The sequence below is a fragment of the Horticoccus luteus genome (genome assembly GCF_019464535.1).
GTDB lineage: Bacteria > Verrucomicrobiota > Verrucomicrobiia > Opitutales > Opitutaceae > Horticoccus > Horticoccus luteus.
In genome coordinates, this window is the sequence record NZ_CP080507.1 from 3208622 (window position 1) to 3227424 (window position 18803).

Sequence of the window (18803 nt, forward strand, 5' to 3'; positions counted from 1 at the left end):
GCTCGCTCATGTCTCAATCCGCCATTCCCGTCACCGTTCTCACCGGCTTCCTCGGCGCCGGCAAAACCACCCTTCTCAACCGCATCCTCACCGGTCAGCACGGCAAGAAAATCGCCGTGATCGAAAACGAATTCGGCGAAGTCGGCGTCGACAACCAGCTCGTCATCCAGAGCGACGAGGAGATCTTTGAGATGAACAACGGCTGCATCTGCTGCACCGTGCGTGGCGATCTCATCCGCATCCTCGGCCGCCTCCTCAAGCGCAAGGATCCCCTCGACGCCATCCTCATCGAGACCACTGGCATGGCCAACCCCGCGCCCGTCGCCCAAACGTTTTTCACTGATGAGGAGATGAAAACCCGCTTCCGCCTCGACGGCATTGTGACGCTCGTCGACGCCAAGCACATCCTCCAGCACCTCGATTCCGAAGACGAAGCGCGCAAGCAGGTCGCGTTTGCCGACGTTATCCTCCTCAACAAAACCGATCTCGTTTCCCCGGCCGAACTCGATGCGCTCGAGGAACGCATCCACCACATCAACGCCGTCGCCCGCATCATCCGCGCGCACAACGCCGATGTCCCGCTCGACCAGGTCCTCGACATCGGCGGCTTCAACCTCTCCCGCGCCAGCGAGATCGACCCGCAATTTCTCGAACCCGAATATCCCTTCGAATGGGCCGGCGCCTATCAACTCCCCGCCGGCACGCACGACCTCGTCATCGGCCACCACGATCACGAGCACGGTCACGACCATGAGCACGAAGGCCACGACCACGCTCACGGCGAAGACGGTCATCACCATCATCACCACCACGGCAACGAAAACGAACTCGACGTCGTCGTCCTCCGCGTAAATTCGCTCGCGCCCGGCGATCGTGCGGGCGAGGGCGACCGTGTGGGCGGGGTGCCCTCACCCCGCACCGCGTCCCCCGCTCCGGCTGTCCTTCCCGATCTCGCCGCCGCGATCGACACCGCCACCCGCGTTTTTTCCGACTGGGAAAATCGCGTCAAACCCGGCGAGCCACTCACGCCCGGCGCCACCTTGCACCGCCTCCTCCTCGACGACGGCCACGGTCACTTCCCGCTCAAAATCGACGCCCCCGGCCACTACCTCGTGTTCGAAGGCTGCGGCGAAGATCCCCTGCACATCCAGGTCAACGGCGACACCTCGAAGCCTGTCTGGCAGCAGGATTTTCACGCCGCGCATTCGCACAACGACGACGTCACCTCCGTCGGCATCAGCGCGCCCGGCGATCTCGACGGCAAGAAACTCAACAACTGGATCAGCGAACTTCTCCGCGTTAAAGGCGGCGACATCTACCGCATGAAAGGCGTGCTCGCCGTGAAAGGCACCAACAAGCGCCTCGTGTTTCAGGGCGTGCACATGCTCTTCGACGCGAAGTTCGACCGCGAATGGGCGAAGGACGAGCCCCGCCAGAACACCCTCGTCTTCATCGGCAAGAACCTCGACCGCCCCGCGCTCACCGAAGCCTTCAAAACCTGCTTGGCGTAAAACCGCCGGCGGTGAGCTTGTCGAACCCTCCGCGATGTCTGAACCAGCTGCCATGTCGGCTCCGTCCACCACCGACCCGGCCATCACCGCTGCCGAACGCGCGGGCTTCGATCTAAACTTGATTGACTGCAACCTGGCCCTCTCGCCCGAGCAGCGTCTTCTCCGCCATGATGCGGCGCTGGAGCTTGCCCAGGAATTGAGAAAGGCCGGCGAGGCGCGTTATGCACAACCTGCACCTGCTCCTGCAAAAGCTCGCTGACGTCCAAATCGAGTCGTCGTGATTGGCGGTTGTGCAGGCGTGTTGCACGGCTCCAGCTTGGTCACCAACGATCTGGACATTGCACCGTCCTCTCTCCCGGGACGATCACTAACCTTCGCCGGGCATTTTCCGACCTGCATCCGGTGCATCGTATGACGCCCGGCAAACTTTCCTTTCTTGAGGTGCCGCCCGCCGGGACCCCGCTGGTGAATCATACTCTGGAAACCGACAGCGGCATCCTCGATGTCCTCTCCAACGTGCTGGGCGTTGGAGCGTATTCACGTCTGCGACAGAACGCCGCGGAATTGCCGCTCTTTGGCCGCCGATGCGCCGTCATTTCACTTCCCGACCTCATCGCCGCCAAGGAAGCCTGCGGTCGCGAAAAGGATTTGCTCGCGGCCAAAGAGCTGCGCGCCATCGCCGCCAAACGCGTTGAAGCCTGAGCCGTCCGCCGCTACGCGACGTCCCGCCACGTCTCCCGGGCAGACGACGATCCCGCCGTCGCGCGAACGCGGCGCAACGCCCGCCGGCCCCGCTCGGTAAAACCATTTGCCACGCGCGCGGGAGCTGGGATTTTTTCCCTTTTCCCTCTTCGCTCTCGATGCGGTTCGTTTCCTTTGTCGTCTCAGTCTGCCTCGCGTTTCTCGTCACCGTCGACGGCGTGCGTGCGCAATCCGCCGCGCCCGCCGCCCGCGAATGGGGCCGGCCCTTGGTGCGCACCTTCACGCCCCGCGACTACCAAGCCGATCCGCTTTGTCAGGCCGTTGTCCAAGGCGCGGACGGGATTCTCCTGATCGCCAACAACACCGATGCCCTCGCTTACGACGGCGACACGTGGCAGCCGATCGCGCTGCCGTCCGCGTCCACCGGAATCGACCAGCTCGTCGCCGCTGCCGACGGGTTTGTCTACGCCGCGGGCGGGAGCGTGCTGGGCTATTTTCGCGGCGCCGCCGGCCGCAAGGAATACGTTTCTCTCCTCGATCGCCTCCCCGGCGCGCAGGAACGCGCCGCTCGGGAATTCGCCATCGCCGCCGGACGCGACGCGCTTTACTGCGCGGATGAAACCACGCTGTGGGCGTGGCGCGGTGGAAATTTTTCGCGCATCGGCGGCGCGCCTCTCCCCCGCGGCGCCAAGCTCTTCGCCGTCGATGGCACCGTTTACGTCGGCGCCGAGGGCGCGCCGCTGTTCGTCGTCGCTCACGATCAACTCGCCCTCTTTGCCGATGCGCCCCGGCTGCGTGCGCACGAACCCGTGTTCGTCGAGCCCGGTGAGCATGGCGGCCTTCGCGTGCTCACCGAAGACGGCGGTTTCCTCGATGTCACGCCCTCGGAGACGGTCGCTCATCCCATCCCGGCCGATGCGCAACTGGCGGGAAAACAAGTGCGCCATGCGCAACGCCTCTCCGACGGTTCGTGCGTGATCGCGTTTTCCGCCGCCAGCGGCAACGGCGGTTTGCACCTCGCCGCCGACGGCCGTGCGCTCGGCCCGATCGACGAAACCATCGGCCTCCCGAACCGCGCGCTGCGCGACTTCGGCGTCGATCGCGAAGGCGGATTGTGGATCGGCCTCGAGTCCGGTCTCGCGCGCGTGGCCTGGCCCGGCGCGGTCACGGCGTTCGATTCGGTCAACGGCCTCCACGGATTCGTCACGACCATCGCCCGTCAGGACAACGTCCTCTACGCGGCGACCATCGAGGGCCTTTTCCGGCTGCTGCCCGGCGACGCCGCTGGCCATCCCGCCCGTTTCGAACGCATCGCCTCAGGACCCGTTTACGCGTTGTTGCCGGACCCGGCCGGCTTGCTCGTGCGCACCGGCAGCACGCTCTCCCGCGTGACTGCACACGGCTTGGAACGCCTTCTGCCGTTACCCGCCGGCATCGGCGATATCGTTCGCTCGCACCACGATCCGCGGCGCCTCTGGTTGAATACCATGCATGGTCTGCACGCCGTGTATCTCACCGCCGAGGGCTGGCGGGAGGAAGGCCAGGTGCCCGGCTTCTCCGGCCATGTCGCAGGCGCGATCGAACTCGATGACGGCTCCCTCTGGCTCTCGAGTTACGATCAAGGGCTGCTCCATCTCCGCTTCCCCGACGCCGATCACCCGTTCGCCGCGGCACCGGTGATCGACGCCTTCGCGCGCGGCCACGGCCTGCCTCCCGGCTTCGCGCACTGCGCCGTGTATCCATGGGAGGGCGCGCCCGTTTTCTTTTTCGACGTCGCGTCGCGCCCCTACCGGTTCGATGCGGCACGACAGCAGTTCTCACCGTTGGTCGGCACCGCCGCACTCGCCGCACGGCCACCCGCCGACTGCTGGTCCTCGGGCCCGGCCGGGGACGACCTTTGGTTTACCAACAATGACCCGCGTCCGTCGCGCCGCGCGATTTACCGGTTGGCCGGCGGTCGCGGCGCGCCCGAAACGCTCCCGCACGGCATCGCGGAAACCGCGGGGAAAATCTGGCACATGATCGCCGAACCCGGCGCCGATGGCCCCGTCTTGTGGATTTGCTCGGTCAACGGCCTGCTTCGCGTCGAACTCAATCACGCGTTCGCGCCGCCGACCCCGCTCGTGACTTTGCTGCGATCCGACATCGTGCAGGACGGCACGCGCTTGCCCGCTCACAACACCGTGCCCGCGTTCGCGTTTGCGGCGCCGCGTTTATCGGCCGGCGCCCACGTCGAATATCAAAGCCGGCTCGTCGGGCTCGACGACGCTTGGTCGCCGTGGTCCGCCGTCCGCCTCCGTTCCTTCGCGCGCATCCCGCCCGGCGATTACCGCTTCGAGGTCCGCGCCCGCGATGCCGACCACACGGTGAGCGCGCCGGTCGCCCTGGCGTTCACTCTCTGGCCGCGCTGGTGGCAGACGCCGTGGGCCTACACGCTCTTCACGGTCGCGGCCATCGCCGCCATCGCCGCCGCCACGCGGTGGATCGCCGTGCGCACGCTCCGCCGGCGCGTTGCTTTGCTCGAAGCCCAATCCGCCGTCGAACGCGAACGCCTCCGCCTCGCCCGCGATCTGCACGACGACATCGGCTCCGGTCTCGGTCGCGTGATCCTCTTCGCCGGCGAAGCCGAACGCGCGCAAAACGATCCCGCGCTCCTCTCCGCCGCCCTCGGTCGCATGCGGCACACCGCGCAGGAACTCGTGCACCACGCCCGCGAGATCGTCTGGGCCGTGAGCCCCCAGCACGACTCCGTCGCCAGCCTCGCCGAGCGCGTCGGCGATTACGCCATGGAGACCCTCTCCGCCGCCGGCATGCGTTGCGAAACGGATATTCCCCTCGATCTGCCGGCAGCGCCCCTTCGCTCCGACGCGCGTCACAGCCTCTTCCTCGCCGTGAAGGAAGCGTTGCACAACTGCATCAAATACTCCGGCGCCACGAAAGTCCTCGTGCGCGCCCGCGTCCATGACGGCTGGTTCACGCTCACGATCGCCGATGACGGTTGTGGTTTTGCCCCCGGCGAATGCCGCGGGACCGGCCACGGCTTGCTCAACCTCGCCAGCCGCGCTGAAGCGCTCGGCGGCACCGCGAACATCACCAGCGCGCCCGGCGCGGGCACCACCGTCACCCTCTCCATCCCGCTCAGGCCCCCGCCCTCGTCGTGACCGCGTGGCCACGGCGATGCGGAAAATCTGTGTCACTGCGCGCGCGCCCGGAACTTTGGGTTCGCGCGCCTCGAATTTCGTCTCCTTTTCAGTCGTCGTGACGACTGTCGCCCTCATCGAAGACGACCCCGCCTACCGCGCCGGCTTGGAACGCCTCGTCGCCAGCAGCGGGCGATTCACCCTCGTGGCATCCTTCGGTTCGGCCGAAGCAGCGTTGACTGAGCTGCCCGCGCTCGCCCCGCAGATTGTCTTGTCCGACATCAATCTCCCCGGCCTGCCCGGCCCCGCCGCCGTGCTGCAATTGCGCACGCTCTGCCCCGCCACGAAGTGCGTGGTGCTGACGATCTTCGACGACGCGGATCATCTTTTCTCCGCGCTGCAGGCCGGCGCCGTCGGCTACCTGTTGAAAACGTCTTCGCCCGAGGAAATCCTCGCTGCGTTGGACGAAGCGGTCGCCGGCGGCGCGCCGATGTCGCGACCGATTGCGCGGCGCGTGCTCGCCTCTTTCGCCCGGCCCATCGCCCCGCAATCCGGCGGTGCCGGCGCCGCCATCACCCGGCGCGAGGAAGAAATTCTCGACCAACTCGCGCGTGGACTCGCGTATAAGGAAATCGCCGCCGCGCTCGGCATCAGCCCCGCCACTGTAAAAAACCATCTCGGGCGTATTTACGAAAAGCTCGCGGTGCGTTCGCGCACGGAAGCGGCTGTGCGCTGGCTCGGGCGTTGAGCGCGTTCATGTCCCCGCGGCGGTCCGTGCGCACCGCAAAATAGGGCCGAATGGGCCTAGGGCGGAGCGGGCGGCATTTGGCAATATGGAAGCACTTGTCGGTCCACACCGCCTGACGGCGGCGTGTCGCCAGCGCCGCCCGCCATTTGGCGCGCGGCGGTTGGCAGCGGCCGGCGCAACTCTCCCGCTTCGCTTGAACTTCTCCTCCTTCTCCCGCTCCGTGCGCCGCACGTTCTGCCGCACGATTCCGTTGCGTTCCCGTTTTCCACGGTGGTCGCCCACGCTTGCGCTGGCCGTGAGTTGCGCGTTCGCGGCCAGTCCCATGGCCCACGCCCAGTCGCTCGCGCAAAACACTGATTTCTCCCACACGGATTTCTCGCACCTCGATCTCTCCGGTCAAAACGCCTCCTACTCGAAGTTCATCCAGGCCGACTTCACCGGCGCCGATCTTCACGGCGCGATTCTATTTTCCACCGACCTCACCGGCGCGTCGTTCCACGACGCCAACGTCGCCGATGTCATGTTTTCCGGCGCCACGTTGACGGGCGCTGACTTGCGCAACGCCAACGTCGCCCAAGCCATCAGCGCCACGCAACTCCTCTCTGCGCAGGACATCACGGGCGTGAACCTGAGCGGCAACGACCTCAGCGGTTTTAACTTCTACTATCGCTCCCTCTCAGGGGCGAACCTCTCCAGCGCCAACCTCACCTCCGCCTCGTTGCGCAGCGTCAGCCTGCAAAACGCCAACCTCGCCGGCGCCACGCTCACCTCCGCCGACCTCACGCTCGCCGATCTGCGCAATGCCGATGCCGCCCAATCCATCACCGCGACCCAGCTCGCCAGCGCCAGCTCCTTCACCGGCGCCAACCTCAGCGGCAACCACTTCGCCAGCGCCAACCTCGCCAGCTTCGATCTGACCGACACCGTCCTCGTCTCGACCGATTTCTCTTCCGCCACCCTTACGGCCACGACTTTCCGCCGCGCCAACCTCGCCGGCGCCAACCTCGCCGGCGCCGATCTCAGCGGCGCCAATCTCGTCTCCGCCAACGTCACCGGGGCCACCTTCACGGGCGCCAACCTCAGCGGGGCCGACTTCCGTTCCTCCACCAGTGCCACCGCGATCACCGACGTCCAACTCGCCACCGCGGCCGACGTTACCCGCATCAATTTGGCGGGTAATGACCTCAATTACGACCGCTTCGACTCCCTCAATCTCAACGGGGCGAACTTCTCCTACGCCGGCCTCCAATGGGCCACGTTTCGTTCCAGCGATCTGCGCAACGTCGATTTCACCAATGCCAACCTCACCCACGCCTATCTCGGCGGCAGCGATCTCCGCGGCGCGATCATCTCCGTCGCCCAACTGCGCAGCACCGGGTGGGATTGGAGCAGTCTGAATTTAAGCGGTCGGAATTGGCGGTATGAGGATCTGCACGGCCTGTCCCTGAGCTACTCCGATCTCAGCGCCAACAACATGGCGGACACCGACCTCACCGGCACCGATCTCTCAAGCGCCAATCTCACCAATGCCAGTCTGTATGGCGCCAATCTCACCAACGCCAATTTCTCCGGCGCCAATCTCAACGGCGCCGACCTCCGCGCTTACTACGGCCAGACCAACGGCATCTCCGCCACCCAGCTCTACTACGCCGCGAGCTTCGTCGGTGCCAATCTCGCCTACACCAATCTCGCCAACGGCTATTTCAGCAATCGCAACTTCAGTTCGGCCGACCTCAACCACGTCAACTTTACCGGCGCCGACCTCAGCCGCTCCACCTTTGCCGGCGCCGACCTCACCGGCACCAATTTCACCAACGCCTCGCTCTTTCGCGCCAGCGTCACCACCTACCTCCTCACCAGCGCCGATTTCACCGGCGCCAATCTTTCCCAAGCCACACTCGGCGATGCCAACCGCACCGATGGTTTCATCTACAACGGCTTGCTGGCTCTCACCAGCGACACCACCACCCTTGCCTCCGCCGGCCGCGCGAGCCTCGGTTATCTCACGACTCTGAGCTACGGCTCCACCCTCTCCGCCGCCCACGGCATCGAGCTTCCCGCCTCTCGTCAGCTCACCGGGTCCGGCACCATCGCCACCCCCAACACCCTCGTCGACGCCTCCGTCATCGACGGCACCGTCCAGGGCTCCGCCTACGCCCCGTTGGTCTTCACCGGATATCTGCGCGGCGACGGCCTCTACAAGGGCTCCGTCACCTTCACCGGCACGCTCGCGCTCTCCGGCACCACCGACAACCTTCCTGGCTCCGCCAACGCCATCCGCCTCAACGGCGCGACGTTGTTCGCCTCCGCCAATGCCACCACCGCGCATCCCCTCGCCATCGACGACGCGGGCGCCTCCCTCGTCACCGCGGCGGACGCCACACTTACCCTCAGCGGCGTCATCTCCGGCGCGGGCGGACTCACCGTCAGCGGCTCCGGCACCACCGTCCTCGGCGGCAATAACTCCTATGCCGGCGGCACCACGCTCACCGGCGGCACGACCGAAATCGCCAGCGACACCGCCCTCGGACTCTCGTGGAACAGTTACGGCGCCGTGACGTTCGACGGCGGCACGCTCCACACGACCGCCAGTTTCACCAGCGCTCGCTCCCTTATCCTCGACACCGACGGCGGCACCTTCGACGTCGCCGCCGACACCACGCTCACTTGGAACGGCGGCATCGACGGCACCGGCTCGCTCACCAAAATCGGCACCGGCACACTCCTGCTCGGTGGCGCCGGCACCTACACCGGCGACACGTTCGTGGAGTTCGGCACCGTGCGCCTGATCGCGCCCGCCGCCTTCAACGAGCACACCACCATCCACGTTTCCCCCGGCGCCACGTTCGACACCAACGGCTACTCCGCCAGCGGCGGTGCCAGCGGCGGCGGCACGATCAACATCAGCGCCGGCGGCTTCACCCACAACGGCGCCGACGAGACATTCGCCGGCAGTTTCGTCGGATCGGGCGGACTGACCGTCGACGGCGCCGGCACCTTCGCGTTGACCGGCGAAAACACCTACACCGGCACCACCACCGTCAACCACGGCACCCTCGAACTCGCCGATGGCGGCTCGATTTCTCATCCCGACAGCGCCCTCACCCTCGGCACGCTCAGCGCCCACGATGGCACCGTGCGCATCGTGTCCGGCAGCCTCACGGCGGGTGGCGCTTACGCCAGCGTGATCGGCGCCGCCGGCACCGGCACCCTGATCGTCGACGGCCACTCCTCCGCCGCCACCTTTAACGGCGCCCTCACCTTGGGCGGCAGCCCCTCCGGCAACGGCTCGATCACCGTCAGCGATGGCGGCAGCGTTACGAGCGCCGGCACCACCATCGGCGAGCAAGGCCACGGCTCGCTCACCATCACTGGCGCCAACTCTCTGTGGTCCGATACGCACTCGACGATCGGTTACGGCGGCGCGGGCGAAATGACGGTCAGCGACGGCGGCACGTTTTCGGCCACCGGCCCGGTCTTCATCGGCGGTTGGCAGAGCAAAGGCACCGTGACGGTGACCGGAGCGCACTCCTTCTTTTCATCCGACACGCTCAACGTCGGCAGCTGGAGCGAAGGCTCCTTGGTGATCACCGACGGCGGCAGCGTCTCGACCACTGGCACCACCACGCTCGGCGAAAACAACAACGGCTCACTCACCGTCTCAGCCGGCGGTTCGTTCAGTTCGGCCCAGCTCGCGCTCGGTTCCCAGAGCGGCAGCAGCGGCGTGCTCAACATCGGCGCCCCCGTCGGTTCGCCCGCCGCCGCCGCCGGCACGGTCACGATCGGCTCCGTGATCGCGGGCGACGGCTCCAGCCTGCTCAATTTCAACCACACGGATGCGGCGTTTTCATTTTCCACCGCGCTCAACACCAATGTGCGCGTTGTGCAAAACGGCCCCGGCACCACGATCCTCACCGCCACCGGCTACTCCGACTATTTCTACTACGGGTCGCTGACGGTGAATGCCGGCACGTTGCGTTTGGAAAATTCACTGCGCTACAGCAGCGCCACGGTAAACGACGGCGGCACATTCGGCGGCAACGGCACCGTCTACCGCCTCACGGTCAATGCCGGCGGCACGGTCTCTCCCGGCGCCTCGCCCGGCACGCTCCATGCCGGCAACACCACGCTCGCCGGCGATTCCACCTTCCGTTTCGAAATCAACGACGCGAACGGCGAAGCCGGCACCAACTCGGATCTGCTCGCGATCACCGGCACGCTCACCTTCACCGCGACCATCGATCATCCGTTCAACTTCGAACTCGTCTCGCTCACCTCCGGCAACGCGCCGGGCCTGCTCGCCAATTTCAATCCCGCGCAGAACTACACCTATACCGTCGCCACGGCGACCGCCGGCATCCTCGGATTCAACGGCGACGCGATCTCCCTCGACCGCGCCAACTTCGCCAACGCCGCTTCCGGCACCTGGTCGCTCTCTCTCGGCAACGACAGTCACAATCTGAACCTCTCCTACACCGCCGCCGCGATCCCCGAGCCCAGCACCTACGCCGCCCTCCTCGGCGCGCTGACCCTCGCCCTCGCCGCCTGGCGCAAACGCCGCGCGCTGTAGGGCGGGATTGCCGCATCCCGCCCCCGCCACCCTGCAAACGCCGGAAGCGCAGCCGTGCGCCGACCGTTTTCTCGAACGGATCGCATGCAATCATTGGCCACAAATGGCGCTCCACCGCGCCCGAAAACCTCGGCCGGCGCATTTGCCCGCTAAAAGACTGTTTCTCGACCGCCTGCTACGGCGGTCGATCGCTTACGGCTCCTTCTTGTACAAATCCTGGAAGATCAGCTGGCCCCAAGTGCTGCCGAGGGCGTGCACCAGTGCGCCACCATCGTTGAGCTTTCCCAGCTCGACGGGCGCGAAGCCGAGTTGCTTGGCCAAGGCCGTCACGGGAGCGGTCGCCTCCTCGTCGTCGCTCGACAAAAAGACGACCCGGTGGCCGCCCTCGACGACCGGATCGGTCGCCAGGGTGGCTGCAATCAGATGATTGAACCCTTTCACGAGCTTGGCGCCGGCGAATGCCTTCGCGACGAACACGGACGACAGGAGGCCGTCCAGCTCCTCAAGGGGAACCAACGTGTTCATCGCGTCGATGACCGTCTTGCCTTTCCAGTCCGGCAGGGCCTTCGCGACCTCGCGATGCGCCGCGAACGGGACCGCCAGGATGATGATGTCGGCCGCGAGCGCATCCCGCAGCGACTTGGCGACGACCGTGGGGCCAATCGCCCGAGCCCGCGGCGCCAACGCCTCGGGCGCCCGACGGCTCGTGACGATCACGTCGATGTTTTTACGGGCGAAGGCACGGGCGAGGGCCTGGCCTATCTCACCGAATCCTACAATTGTATAGCTCATGATATTTCTCCGATCTTGTTTGGAATTAAAGTTTGCGAAGTAAGGTCCCGTGACTGGTGCGCTGAAGGGCCAGCCAGGGACCTGCGCCGGGGTCAGACCTGCGCCATGCCTCCATCGACGGCGAGGTCCACGCCGGTGATGAAAGAACTTTCATCGGAGGCGAGGAACGTGACGGCGGCCGCGATTTCCTCCGGTTTGCCCCTGCGACCCATTGGAATCTGTGAAGCAAACTTGGCGGCCGCTTGCTCGGCCTGCTCGAGGGTAAGGCCTGTCGTTGTCTCCAAGGCCGGGGTCTCGATGGGTCCGGGGCTCATCGCATTCACCCGGATTTTGCGGTCTTTCAGCTCCAGAGTCCAAGCGCGCGAGAAGCTGCGCACTGCCGCCTTGCTCGCGGCGTAGGTGCTGAACCCTGGCAGTCCCAACACATTCGAGACCGAAGAGTTCAGGATAATCGAACCGCCGTCTTTGAAGAGGGGAAGGGCCTTTTGCACAGTAAAGAACAGGCCCTTCACATTCACGTCGAAGGTCTGGTCAAAATGGGCCTCGGTCGCCGCGGCGAGCGGGGCGATTGTTCCCGCGCCCGCGTTCGCGAAGAGAATGTCGATGTGGCCATGCTTCTCTTTTACGACGGCATAGAGCCGGTCCAGATCGTCCAAGCGCGACACGTCGCCCACGACCGTCGTAACGTTTCCGCCGATGAGGGCTGCGGCCTCCCCCAGCTCCTTCTCCCGTCGCCCGGTGATCACGACGTGCGCACCTTCTTCCACGAAGCGCTGGGCCGTGGCCAAGCCAATCCCGCTGCTTCCGCCCGTGATGACGGCAATCTTGTCTTCAAGTTTTTTCATAATGTTTTATCTTTCGTTGGATATTTTGGTTTCTATTTTCAGGTAAAGTTTGAGCGGCGCGGTCCCGCGACTGGGGCCGCGGGCACGGGCCTGCGCCGGGGTCAGACCTGCGCGAGGCCTCCGTCGACGGCGAGCTCACTGGCGGTCATGAAGCTGCTGTCCGACGACGCGAGAAAGGCCGCCGCCGCCCCGATCTCCGCCGGATCGGCCATGCGTTGCAGCGGGTTCATCGAGGCAAAGATCTTCATGCCTTCCTCGCCTATCGCCGCTTTCGCGAGTTCGGTCGCCGTCGGCCCGGGCGACAGCACGTTGACCCGGATGCCGGTGCCCTTCAGGTCCTCCGCCCAGGACCGCGCGAGATTGCGCACCGCCGCCTTGCTTGCGCTGTAGGCGCTGAATGCAGGCGCGCCCGTGGCGCCGGCGCTCGATCCGGTGAGGATGACCGAGCCGCCCCGACCCATCAGCGGCAGCGCCTTCTGGACCGTGAAGATCGTCCCCTTCACATTGGTGTCGAAGATTTCGTCAATGTGTCCGGCGGTGATCTTGCCAAGCGCCAGCAGGCTTCCCGTCCCGGCATTGGCGAAGACGATGTCGAGGGTTCTTCGCTCGGCCTTCACCGCCGCGTAGAGTCGGTCGAGGTCGGCCGGATCGGAGACCGAGCCCTTCACCGCGCGGGCATTGGGTCCCAGGTCGGCCACCGCGGCGTCGAGCGCTTCCTGCCGGCGGCCGAAGATGAAGACGAAGGCGCCCTCCTCGATGAACCGTTTCGCTGCGGCGCGGCCGATGCCGGTAGCGCCACCGGTGACGACTGCAACCTTGCCCTCAAGCCTTCCCGTGACTTTTCCTTTCGTGTCGTCGGCCAGTGTCTCTGTGCCCGTTTGCGCGAATGCGCCATGTCTGGCGGACGATTGATTCGGATTATTTTTCATGGCGGCCAGCATACGCCCTTGGGGTATCCGCGGATAATGCCGGTTGGTGGTCGCCGTGATGCGGGTTTTGCATCACGATTTTACGCATGCTGGAAAAGCTTCGCTTGTTCCTGGTGGTGCTCGAGGAAGGCAGCCTGCGTCGGGCGGCTGACCGTCTGCACCTTTCCCAGTCCGCCATCACGCGACAACTGCAACTGCTCGAACACGATCTCGGCGGGCGCGTGTTGGAACGAAGCTCATCCGGGGTGCGTCCCACCAACGGAGGAAACGCGCTGGCCGAAAGGGCCAAAACGCTGCTCGCAGATTATGATTCCAGCATGGCCGAAGTCCGCCGGCTGGTGCGCGGCGAAAATGAACGGTTGCGCATCGGCTACATCGCGTCGGCGACGCAGGAATATCTTGGACCGGCTCTGGCCGCGCTGCGGCGCGCTCATCCGAGGCTGAAAATCAAGATGCTCGATCAAACGCCCGGCGAGATGATCAACGCGTTGCGCCAAGGGGAAATCGACCTGGCGTTGACGTTGCACGGCGTGGACCTGCTCTCGCGTGATTTTTATGCCCGTAAATTGGCGACGGTTCGGAGTCTGGTGGCGCTTCCTGCCAGCCATCGGCTCGCGGCCGAAAGGCAGGTGTCCCTTTCACAGTTGAGAGATGAAATTTTCATTCGGGGATCGGACGACGTGGTGCCGGGCTACAACCAAAGGATCGTTCAGTTCTGCCGCACCCATGGCGGCTTCCGGCCCCGCCTGGTCACGATTGCCAGCGCCACGGGTCTGGTGGAGTCACTCGCACTGGCGGCGAATGAAGACGCGATTTCAATTCAACCCGCCTTCATTTCCCACCTCAACGTTCCGAATGCGGTGTTGGTTCCCATCGCTGACGCCGGTGCCACTTGGGATTTGTTCGTTGTCTGGCAGCGGGGCAAAGTGGCCAGCCCATTGCGGACCTTGTTGAGCGAGCTTAACCTCAGTCCCGGTAAATAATGCCTGCCACCTCGATGTCGGCACAACGCCGCAAGCTGTCGCGATCGCCCCGGCCCTCATTCAAGTTCACTGGCATCCCTTAATGCATCACGCGGCATCGCAAGCAGCCGGCGCGCTCATTGCGCACACGCGTTCCTCTCGCCCCCGGCGGCCATGTTCACCCAGCAGCATCGGTCACGAAACCTCACCTTCACCGCCTTCTCCACGGTCCCCGAAGGCCCTCGCGGGCGAGCTGACCCTCGCCGTCGCGTTCCTTCGCCGTCACCGCCGCCGCGCGTAAATCGGTGCCTGCTGCCCCCGCGATTCCCATTGCGGGCCGCGCCGGGCTCGGACGAAGTGCTGCCGAATGACCGCGCTTCCACCCCGGCCCGATCCTTCGCCCCAGCCCCGCGGCGAATTCGCCTCGACCCAATGGAGCGTCGTCCTGGCCGCCCGCGGCCAGCCTGATCAACGCCGCGCCGCACTCGAACAATTGTGCCGCCAATACTGGCTGCCGATCTACGGCTACCTCCGCCGCCGCGATCACTCGCCCGCCGACGCCGAGGATCTCACCCAGGGCTTTTTCGCCCACCTGCTCGCCAGCGATTTTCTCACCCGGCCCGACCCCGAGCGCGGCCGCTTTCGCGGCTACCTCATCGGCGCGTTGAAACAGTTCGTCGGCCACGCCCGCACGCAGGCCAATGCCCTGAAACGCGGCGGCGGTTTCGCCTTCGTCGACCTCGACCACCTCGAAGCCGAGGAACGCTTCGCCGCGATCGACCAGCCGCAGCTCGACCCCAGCGCCGCCTACGAGCTCTCGTGGGCGATCACGCTGCTCGGCTCCGCGCTGCGCCGGCTCGAAGACGAACAAACCGCCGCCGGCCGCCGCGCGATCTTCGAGGTGCTGAAACCGTTCCTGCACGCGACGCCCGCGCGGGGCGATTTCGAACACGCCGCCACCACCCTCCAAACCTCGCGCGCCACCGTCGCCGTCTGGCTCCACCGCCTCCATCAACGCCTCGGCGAGCTCGTGAAACTCGAGGTCGCCGCCACGTTGGAAAACCCCGCCGACGCCGCCCAGGAGCTCCGCCACCTCCTCCAAGTTCTCCATGGCTGACGCCGACTCCGCGCCCCCCTTCAACTCGTCGCCCTCGCGTTCGCCGCTGCCGTGCCCGCGTTGCGGCCAGCCGCTCGGCCAGCCTTTTCCTGGCTCCGCCTTGTGCGCGCGTTGCGCGAGCGCCCGCATCCTCGCGCACGCGCTCTCCGACGAACCCGATTCGATGCCGCCCTTCGCGCTCCCCGGCGATGCCAGCGGCCCCGCGCGCATCGGCCCCTACACGATCATCAGCGAACTCGGCCGGGGCGGCATGGGCATCGTTTACCTCGCCCAACACGCTCAACTCGGCCGCATCGTCGCGCTGAAAACCATTCATTGTGGCGGCACGGCGAGCTCCGCGTTGGAAATGCGTTTTCTCCGCGAGGCGCAAACCGTCGCGCAACTGCGCCATCCGCACATCGTCACCGTGCACGACGCCGGCCAGGCCGACCACCACGCGTATTTCGCGATGGATTTCGTCGAGGGCGGCGACCTCGCGCAACGACTCCGCGCGCAACGGCAGTTCGAACCGCGCACCGCCGCGTTGCTCATGCAACAAGTCGCCGCCGCCATCGCCTACAGCCACGGCGAAGGCGTTCTCCACCGCGACTTGAAGCCGTCGAACATCCTGCTCGCGGGCGATGCTCCGCTCGTCGCCGACTTCGGCCTCGCCGCGCAACCCGACTCCGGCGCCAGCCTCACCGGCGCGATGATCGTGCTCGGTACTCCGCACTATTCCGCCCCGGAAGTGCTGCGCGGCCCCGACCTCGGTGCGCGCGGCGCCCCCGCCGATATCTACGCGCTGGGCGTGATCCTCTACGAATTGCTCGCCGGCCGGACTCCCTTTGCGGGCGCCTCGCCGGGCGAACTGCCCGCGCTCGTCGCCACCACCGAGCCGCCTCCACTGCGCCTGCTCGCCCCGCAGGTGCCCCGCGACTTGGAAACAATCTGCCGCTGCTGCCTCGCGATCGAACCCGCGCAACGTTACTCCAGCGCCCGCGCCCTCGCCGAAGACCTGCGGCATTATCTCGCGGGCGAACCCATCGTCGCCCGCCCGATTTCTCCGCTCGGCCAACTCTGGCGCTGGACCCGCCGCCGCCCGCATCTCGCCGCAGTGTGGGCGTTGTCGCTGCTCCTCGCGATCGGCTCCACCGTCGCCGCTTTCGGCCTCAACCGTGCCCGCCTGCAAACCGCCGCCGCCGCCGCCCGCGCCGAAACCGCCCTCGCCGCCGCCCGGCAATCCGAACAGCTCGCCCGCTCCCGGTTGCGCGGCGCGAAGTTCGCCGAGGCCCGCGCCCGCCGCGCCACCGCCGAACCCGGCCGCCGCACCGCCATCCTCGCCGCGCTCGCGGAAGCCGATGCCGTTGAACCCGGCCGCGATTTGCGCGACGAAGCCATGGCGGCGCTCATGCTGCCCGAATTTATCCCGACGCGGCGCTGGATCGTCGCGGCCGACTCGCCCGTCATCGCAACCGTCGATCCCACGGGACGCGTGGCGGCAATCGAAGACCTCGTCCCCTCGGGCGATCGCCGCCAGCCGCTCTCGCTCCGCCGCTGGGGCGAGACCGCCTCGTTCGCCCAACTCGACGTGCCCGGCACCACGCCCGCCGGCCCCGCGCATTTCAGCGGCGACGGTCTCCTGATCGCCGCGCGCTATCATGACGAAAGTATCCGCGTGTGGCGCACGGCCGACGGCCGCGCGTTGCCGGCGTTGCAGCATCAACCGCTTCCCGAGGCGACTTCCGCCAATCCGGAGTTGAACGACGACGTGGATTTCACACCTGATCACACCGCGCTCTGTGTCGGTCAGCCCGGCGGCGGCCTCACCTGGCGGCGGCTCTCGGATGGCGCAGAGCTGGCCCGGTCGCCGGGCGAAATCCGTTTTTCAACCGTCCGTTGCTCGCCCGACGGCCGTCGCGTCGCCGCGTGTTCCCTCGCCGTTGCCCAGCCTCACCAGCTCTATCTTTACGCCCAACCAGGCACTGCGCCCGAACGCATCTTCACTCTCGCGAGCGCGCCGCGTTCACTCGCCTGGTCGACCGACGGCACTCTCCTCATCGTCGCGCAAAGCGACAACAGTGTGACGATTTTCGACGTCGCCGAGGGCCGCGTCGTGCAATCGTTCAACGCCTCCCAATGGCGATCCCAAGCGGTCGATTTTCTCGGCGGCCGGACATTCGTCACGCTCTCCAACAGTGGTTCGGCGGTGCACGTTTTCGATTTCGCCCTCAATCGCGAAGCCGGGGAGTTTCCCTCGGTCGGCCCCGGCGGACTCACGCGTGACCAAAGCGGCAACGGTTTTTACCTGACTTCCCTCGAAGGCGAAATCACCTACTGGGAACTGCACCCGCCCGTCGGTTTTCGCCTGCTCCTTCTGCCGGACGTGGCGGGTTACGAATTCAGTGGCGATGCCGGCGGACTCGACTTCAGCAACGACGGGCGCTGGGCCGCCTCGGCGCACGGTCGTTTCGCCGCCCTGCGCGACGTGGCGACTGGCGCCTTTGTGGGAGAGCTGGACGGCGGACCGGCGGAGGGTCCGCAGTTTTCGAGCGTGATGTTCAACCAGGAAGGCACTGCCCTGTTGCGCTGCTCCACCACCACCGGCCTCCGGCGCCACACGCTCTCGAACGACGCCCACGGCCGCCTCCAAATCGGCCCCGCCGCCACGCTCGACCCGGAGCCCGGCTTCGTCCTCACCGCGCACACCACGGATCGCCGCCTCGTGGTTTTGATCAACCGCTACACCGGCGACGTCAAGGTGCTCGATCTCAGCGGCCCGGCGTCGCGGCTCGTCAGCCGCTGGCGCACGCCGGGCGTTTATCACGGCTCGCTGAATCCCGATGGCACCGAGCTCCTTCTCAATTGCAACGGTCTCGGCCCCGACGCGGCGTCGATGCGGCTCAGTGTCCATCGCGTCGCCGACGGCCGCCTGATCGCCGAACCGGTCGCACCGGTTTCCTGCGACACCGCGTGGAGCGCCGACGGTCGCACCGCCCTCACGTCGGCGGGTTTGACCGAAACCATTCTCTGGAACGCCGCCACTTGGACGCGCCGCGCCGTCCTGCCCGCCGGACTCGGCGGCAACACCACGACGTTCGCCATCGCCCCGGACAGCAGCTACGCCGTCGTCTGCCGCGAATCGCATATTTATCTGGTCGACCTGCGCGATGGTCGCGTGCGCGCCACGCTGACCGCCCCCGGCGCGCCCGGTCTCGCCACCGCCGTCCGCTTCCTGCCCGACGGCGCTCATTTCGCGGTGCTCTGGCCCGATGGCCGGCTGGATCTTTTCGAACCCGCCGCGCTCAACGCCGCGCTCGCCGTCGCTCGCATCCGGTAGAACGCCTCAACTGAAACGTAGCCGTAGTGGGCGGGGTGCCTCACCCCGCGGTTTGCGTTCTTTCGCGGGGTGAGGGCACCCCGCCCACAACAAATACGTGCTGTTCGAACTAATCGGAGCGACCCGTCGACCCCGTCTCCCATCGATCGCCGGCCCGTGCCCAGGCCCGAC

Annotated in this window: 12 protein-coding genes; 9 read left to right on the top strand and 3 right to left on the bottom strand. The window is 66.4% G+C overall.

From position 1 onward, the window contains the following. Positions 1 to 8: 8 nt before the first annotated feature. The 6 genes from K0B96_RS13180 (at position 9) to K0B96_RS13205 (ending at position 10671) form a co-directional block, all read left to right on the top strand. The gene (locus tag K0B96_RS13180) at positions 9 to 1511 is read left to right on the top strand and encodes a CobW family GTP-binding protein (RefSeq protein ID WP_220161353.1); all 1503 of its coding nucleotides are present in this window, start codon (positions 9 to 11) and stop codon (positions 1509 to 1511) included. Between the two features lie 34 nt (positions 1512 to 1545). After that, the gene (locus K0B96_RS13185) at positions 1546 to 1770 is read left to right on the top strand and encodes a hypothetical protein (protein ID WP_255558665.1); all 225 of its coding nucleotides are present in this window, start codon (positions 1546 to 1548) and stop codon (positions 1768 to 1770) included. Between the two features lie 152 nt (positions 1771 to 1922). Further along, positions 1923 to 2213, top strand: a complete 291-nt coding sequence (locus K0B96_RS17445) for a hypothetical protein (protein WP_255558666.1) — start codon at positions 1923 to 1925, stop codon at positions 2211 to 2213. Between the two features lie 158 nt (positions 2214 to 2371). Continuing rightward, on the top strand, positions 2372 to 5374 hold the full coding sequence (locus K0B96_RS13195) for an ATP-binding protein (RefSeq protein WP_220161354.1): 3003 nt from the start codon (positions 2372 to 2374) through the stop codon (positions 5372 to 5374). 97 nt (positions 5375 to 5471) lie between these two features. Then, positions 5472 to 6101: a response regulator gene (locus K0B96_RS13200; RefSeq protein WP_220161355.1), complete on the top strand. Its 630-nt coding sequence runs from the start codon at positions 5472 to 5474 to the stop codon at positions 6099 to 6101. Positions 6102 to 6423: 322 nt separating this feature from the next. Then, complete coding sequence (locus K0B96_RS13205) at positions 6424 to 10671, top strand: pentapeptide repeat-containing protein (protein ID WP_220161356.1); 4248 nt, start codon at positions 6424 to 6426, stop codon at positions 10669 to 10671. A 192-nt stretch (positions 10672 to 10863) separates the two neighbouring features. On the opposite strand, the gene K0B96_RS13210 is transcribed toward K0B96_RS13205, so the two are convergent. The 3 genes from K0B96_RS13210 to K0B96_RS13220 form a co-directional block, all read right to left on the bottom strand. After that, positions 10864 to 11463 (bottom strand): NADPH-dependent F420 reductase, encoded by a 600-nt coding sequence (locus K0B96_RS13210; RefSeq protein WP_220161357.1) that lies wholly within the window; start codon positions 11461 to 11463, stop codon positions 10864 to 10866. A gap of 92 nt (positions 11464 to 11555) precedes the next feature. Continuing rightward, a complete protein-coding gene (locus K0B96_RS13215) occupies positions 11556 to 12308 on the bottom strand; it encodes an SDR family NAD(P)-dependent oxidoreductase (RefSeq protein ID WP_220161358.1) in 753 nt (250 codons plus the stop codon). A 101-nt stretch (positions 12309 to 12409) separates the two neighbouring features. Further along, complete coding sequence (locus K0B96_RS13220; RefSeq protein ID WP_220161359.1) at positions 12410 to 13237, bottom strand: SDR family NAD(P)-dependent oxidoreductase; 828 nt, start codon at positions 13235 to 13237, stop codon at positions 12410 to 12412. An 86-nt stretch (positions 13238 to 13323) separates the two neighbouring features. On the opposite strand from K0B96_RS13220, the gene K0B96_RS13225 reads away from it, so the two are divergent. The 3 genes from K0B96_RS13225 (at position 13324) to K0B96_RS13235 (ending at position 18632) form a co-directional block, all read left to right on the top strand. Further along, positions 13324 to 14220, top strand: coding sequence for a LysR family transcriptional regulator (locus K0B96_RS13225; protein ID WP_220161360.1), 897 nt, complete (start codon positions 13324 to 13326; stop codon positions 14218 to 14220). A 346-nt stretch (positions 14221 to 14566) separates the two neighbouring features. After that, the gene (locus K0B96_RS13230) at positions 14567 to 15316 is read left to right on the top strand and encodes an RNA polymerase sigma factor (RefSeq protein ID WP_220161361.1); all 750 of its coding nucleotides are present in this window, start codon (positions 14567 to 14569) and stop codon (positions 15314 to 15316) included. Continuing rightward, on the top strand, positions 15309 to 18632 hold the full coding sequence (locus K0B96_RS13235) for a WD40 repeat domain-containing serine/threonine protein kinase (protein ID WP_220161362.1): 3324 nt from the start codon (positions 15309 to 15311) through the stop codon (positions 18630 to 18632). Before K0B96_RS13230 ends, K0B96_RS13235 begins: the two co-directional genes overlap by 8 nt. The last annotated feature ends 171 nt before the right edge of the window (positions 18633 to 18803 follow it).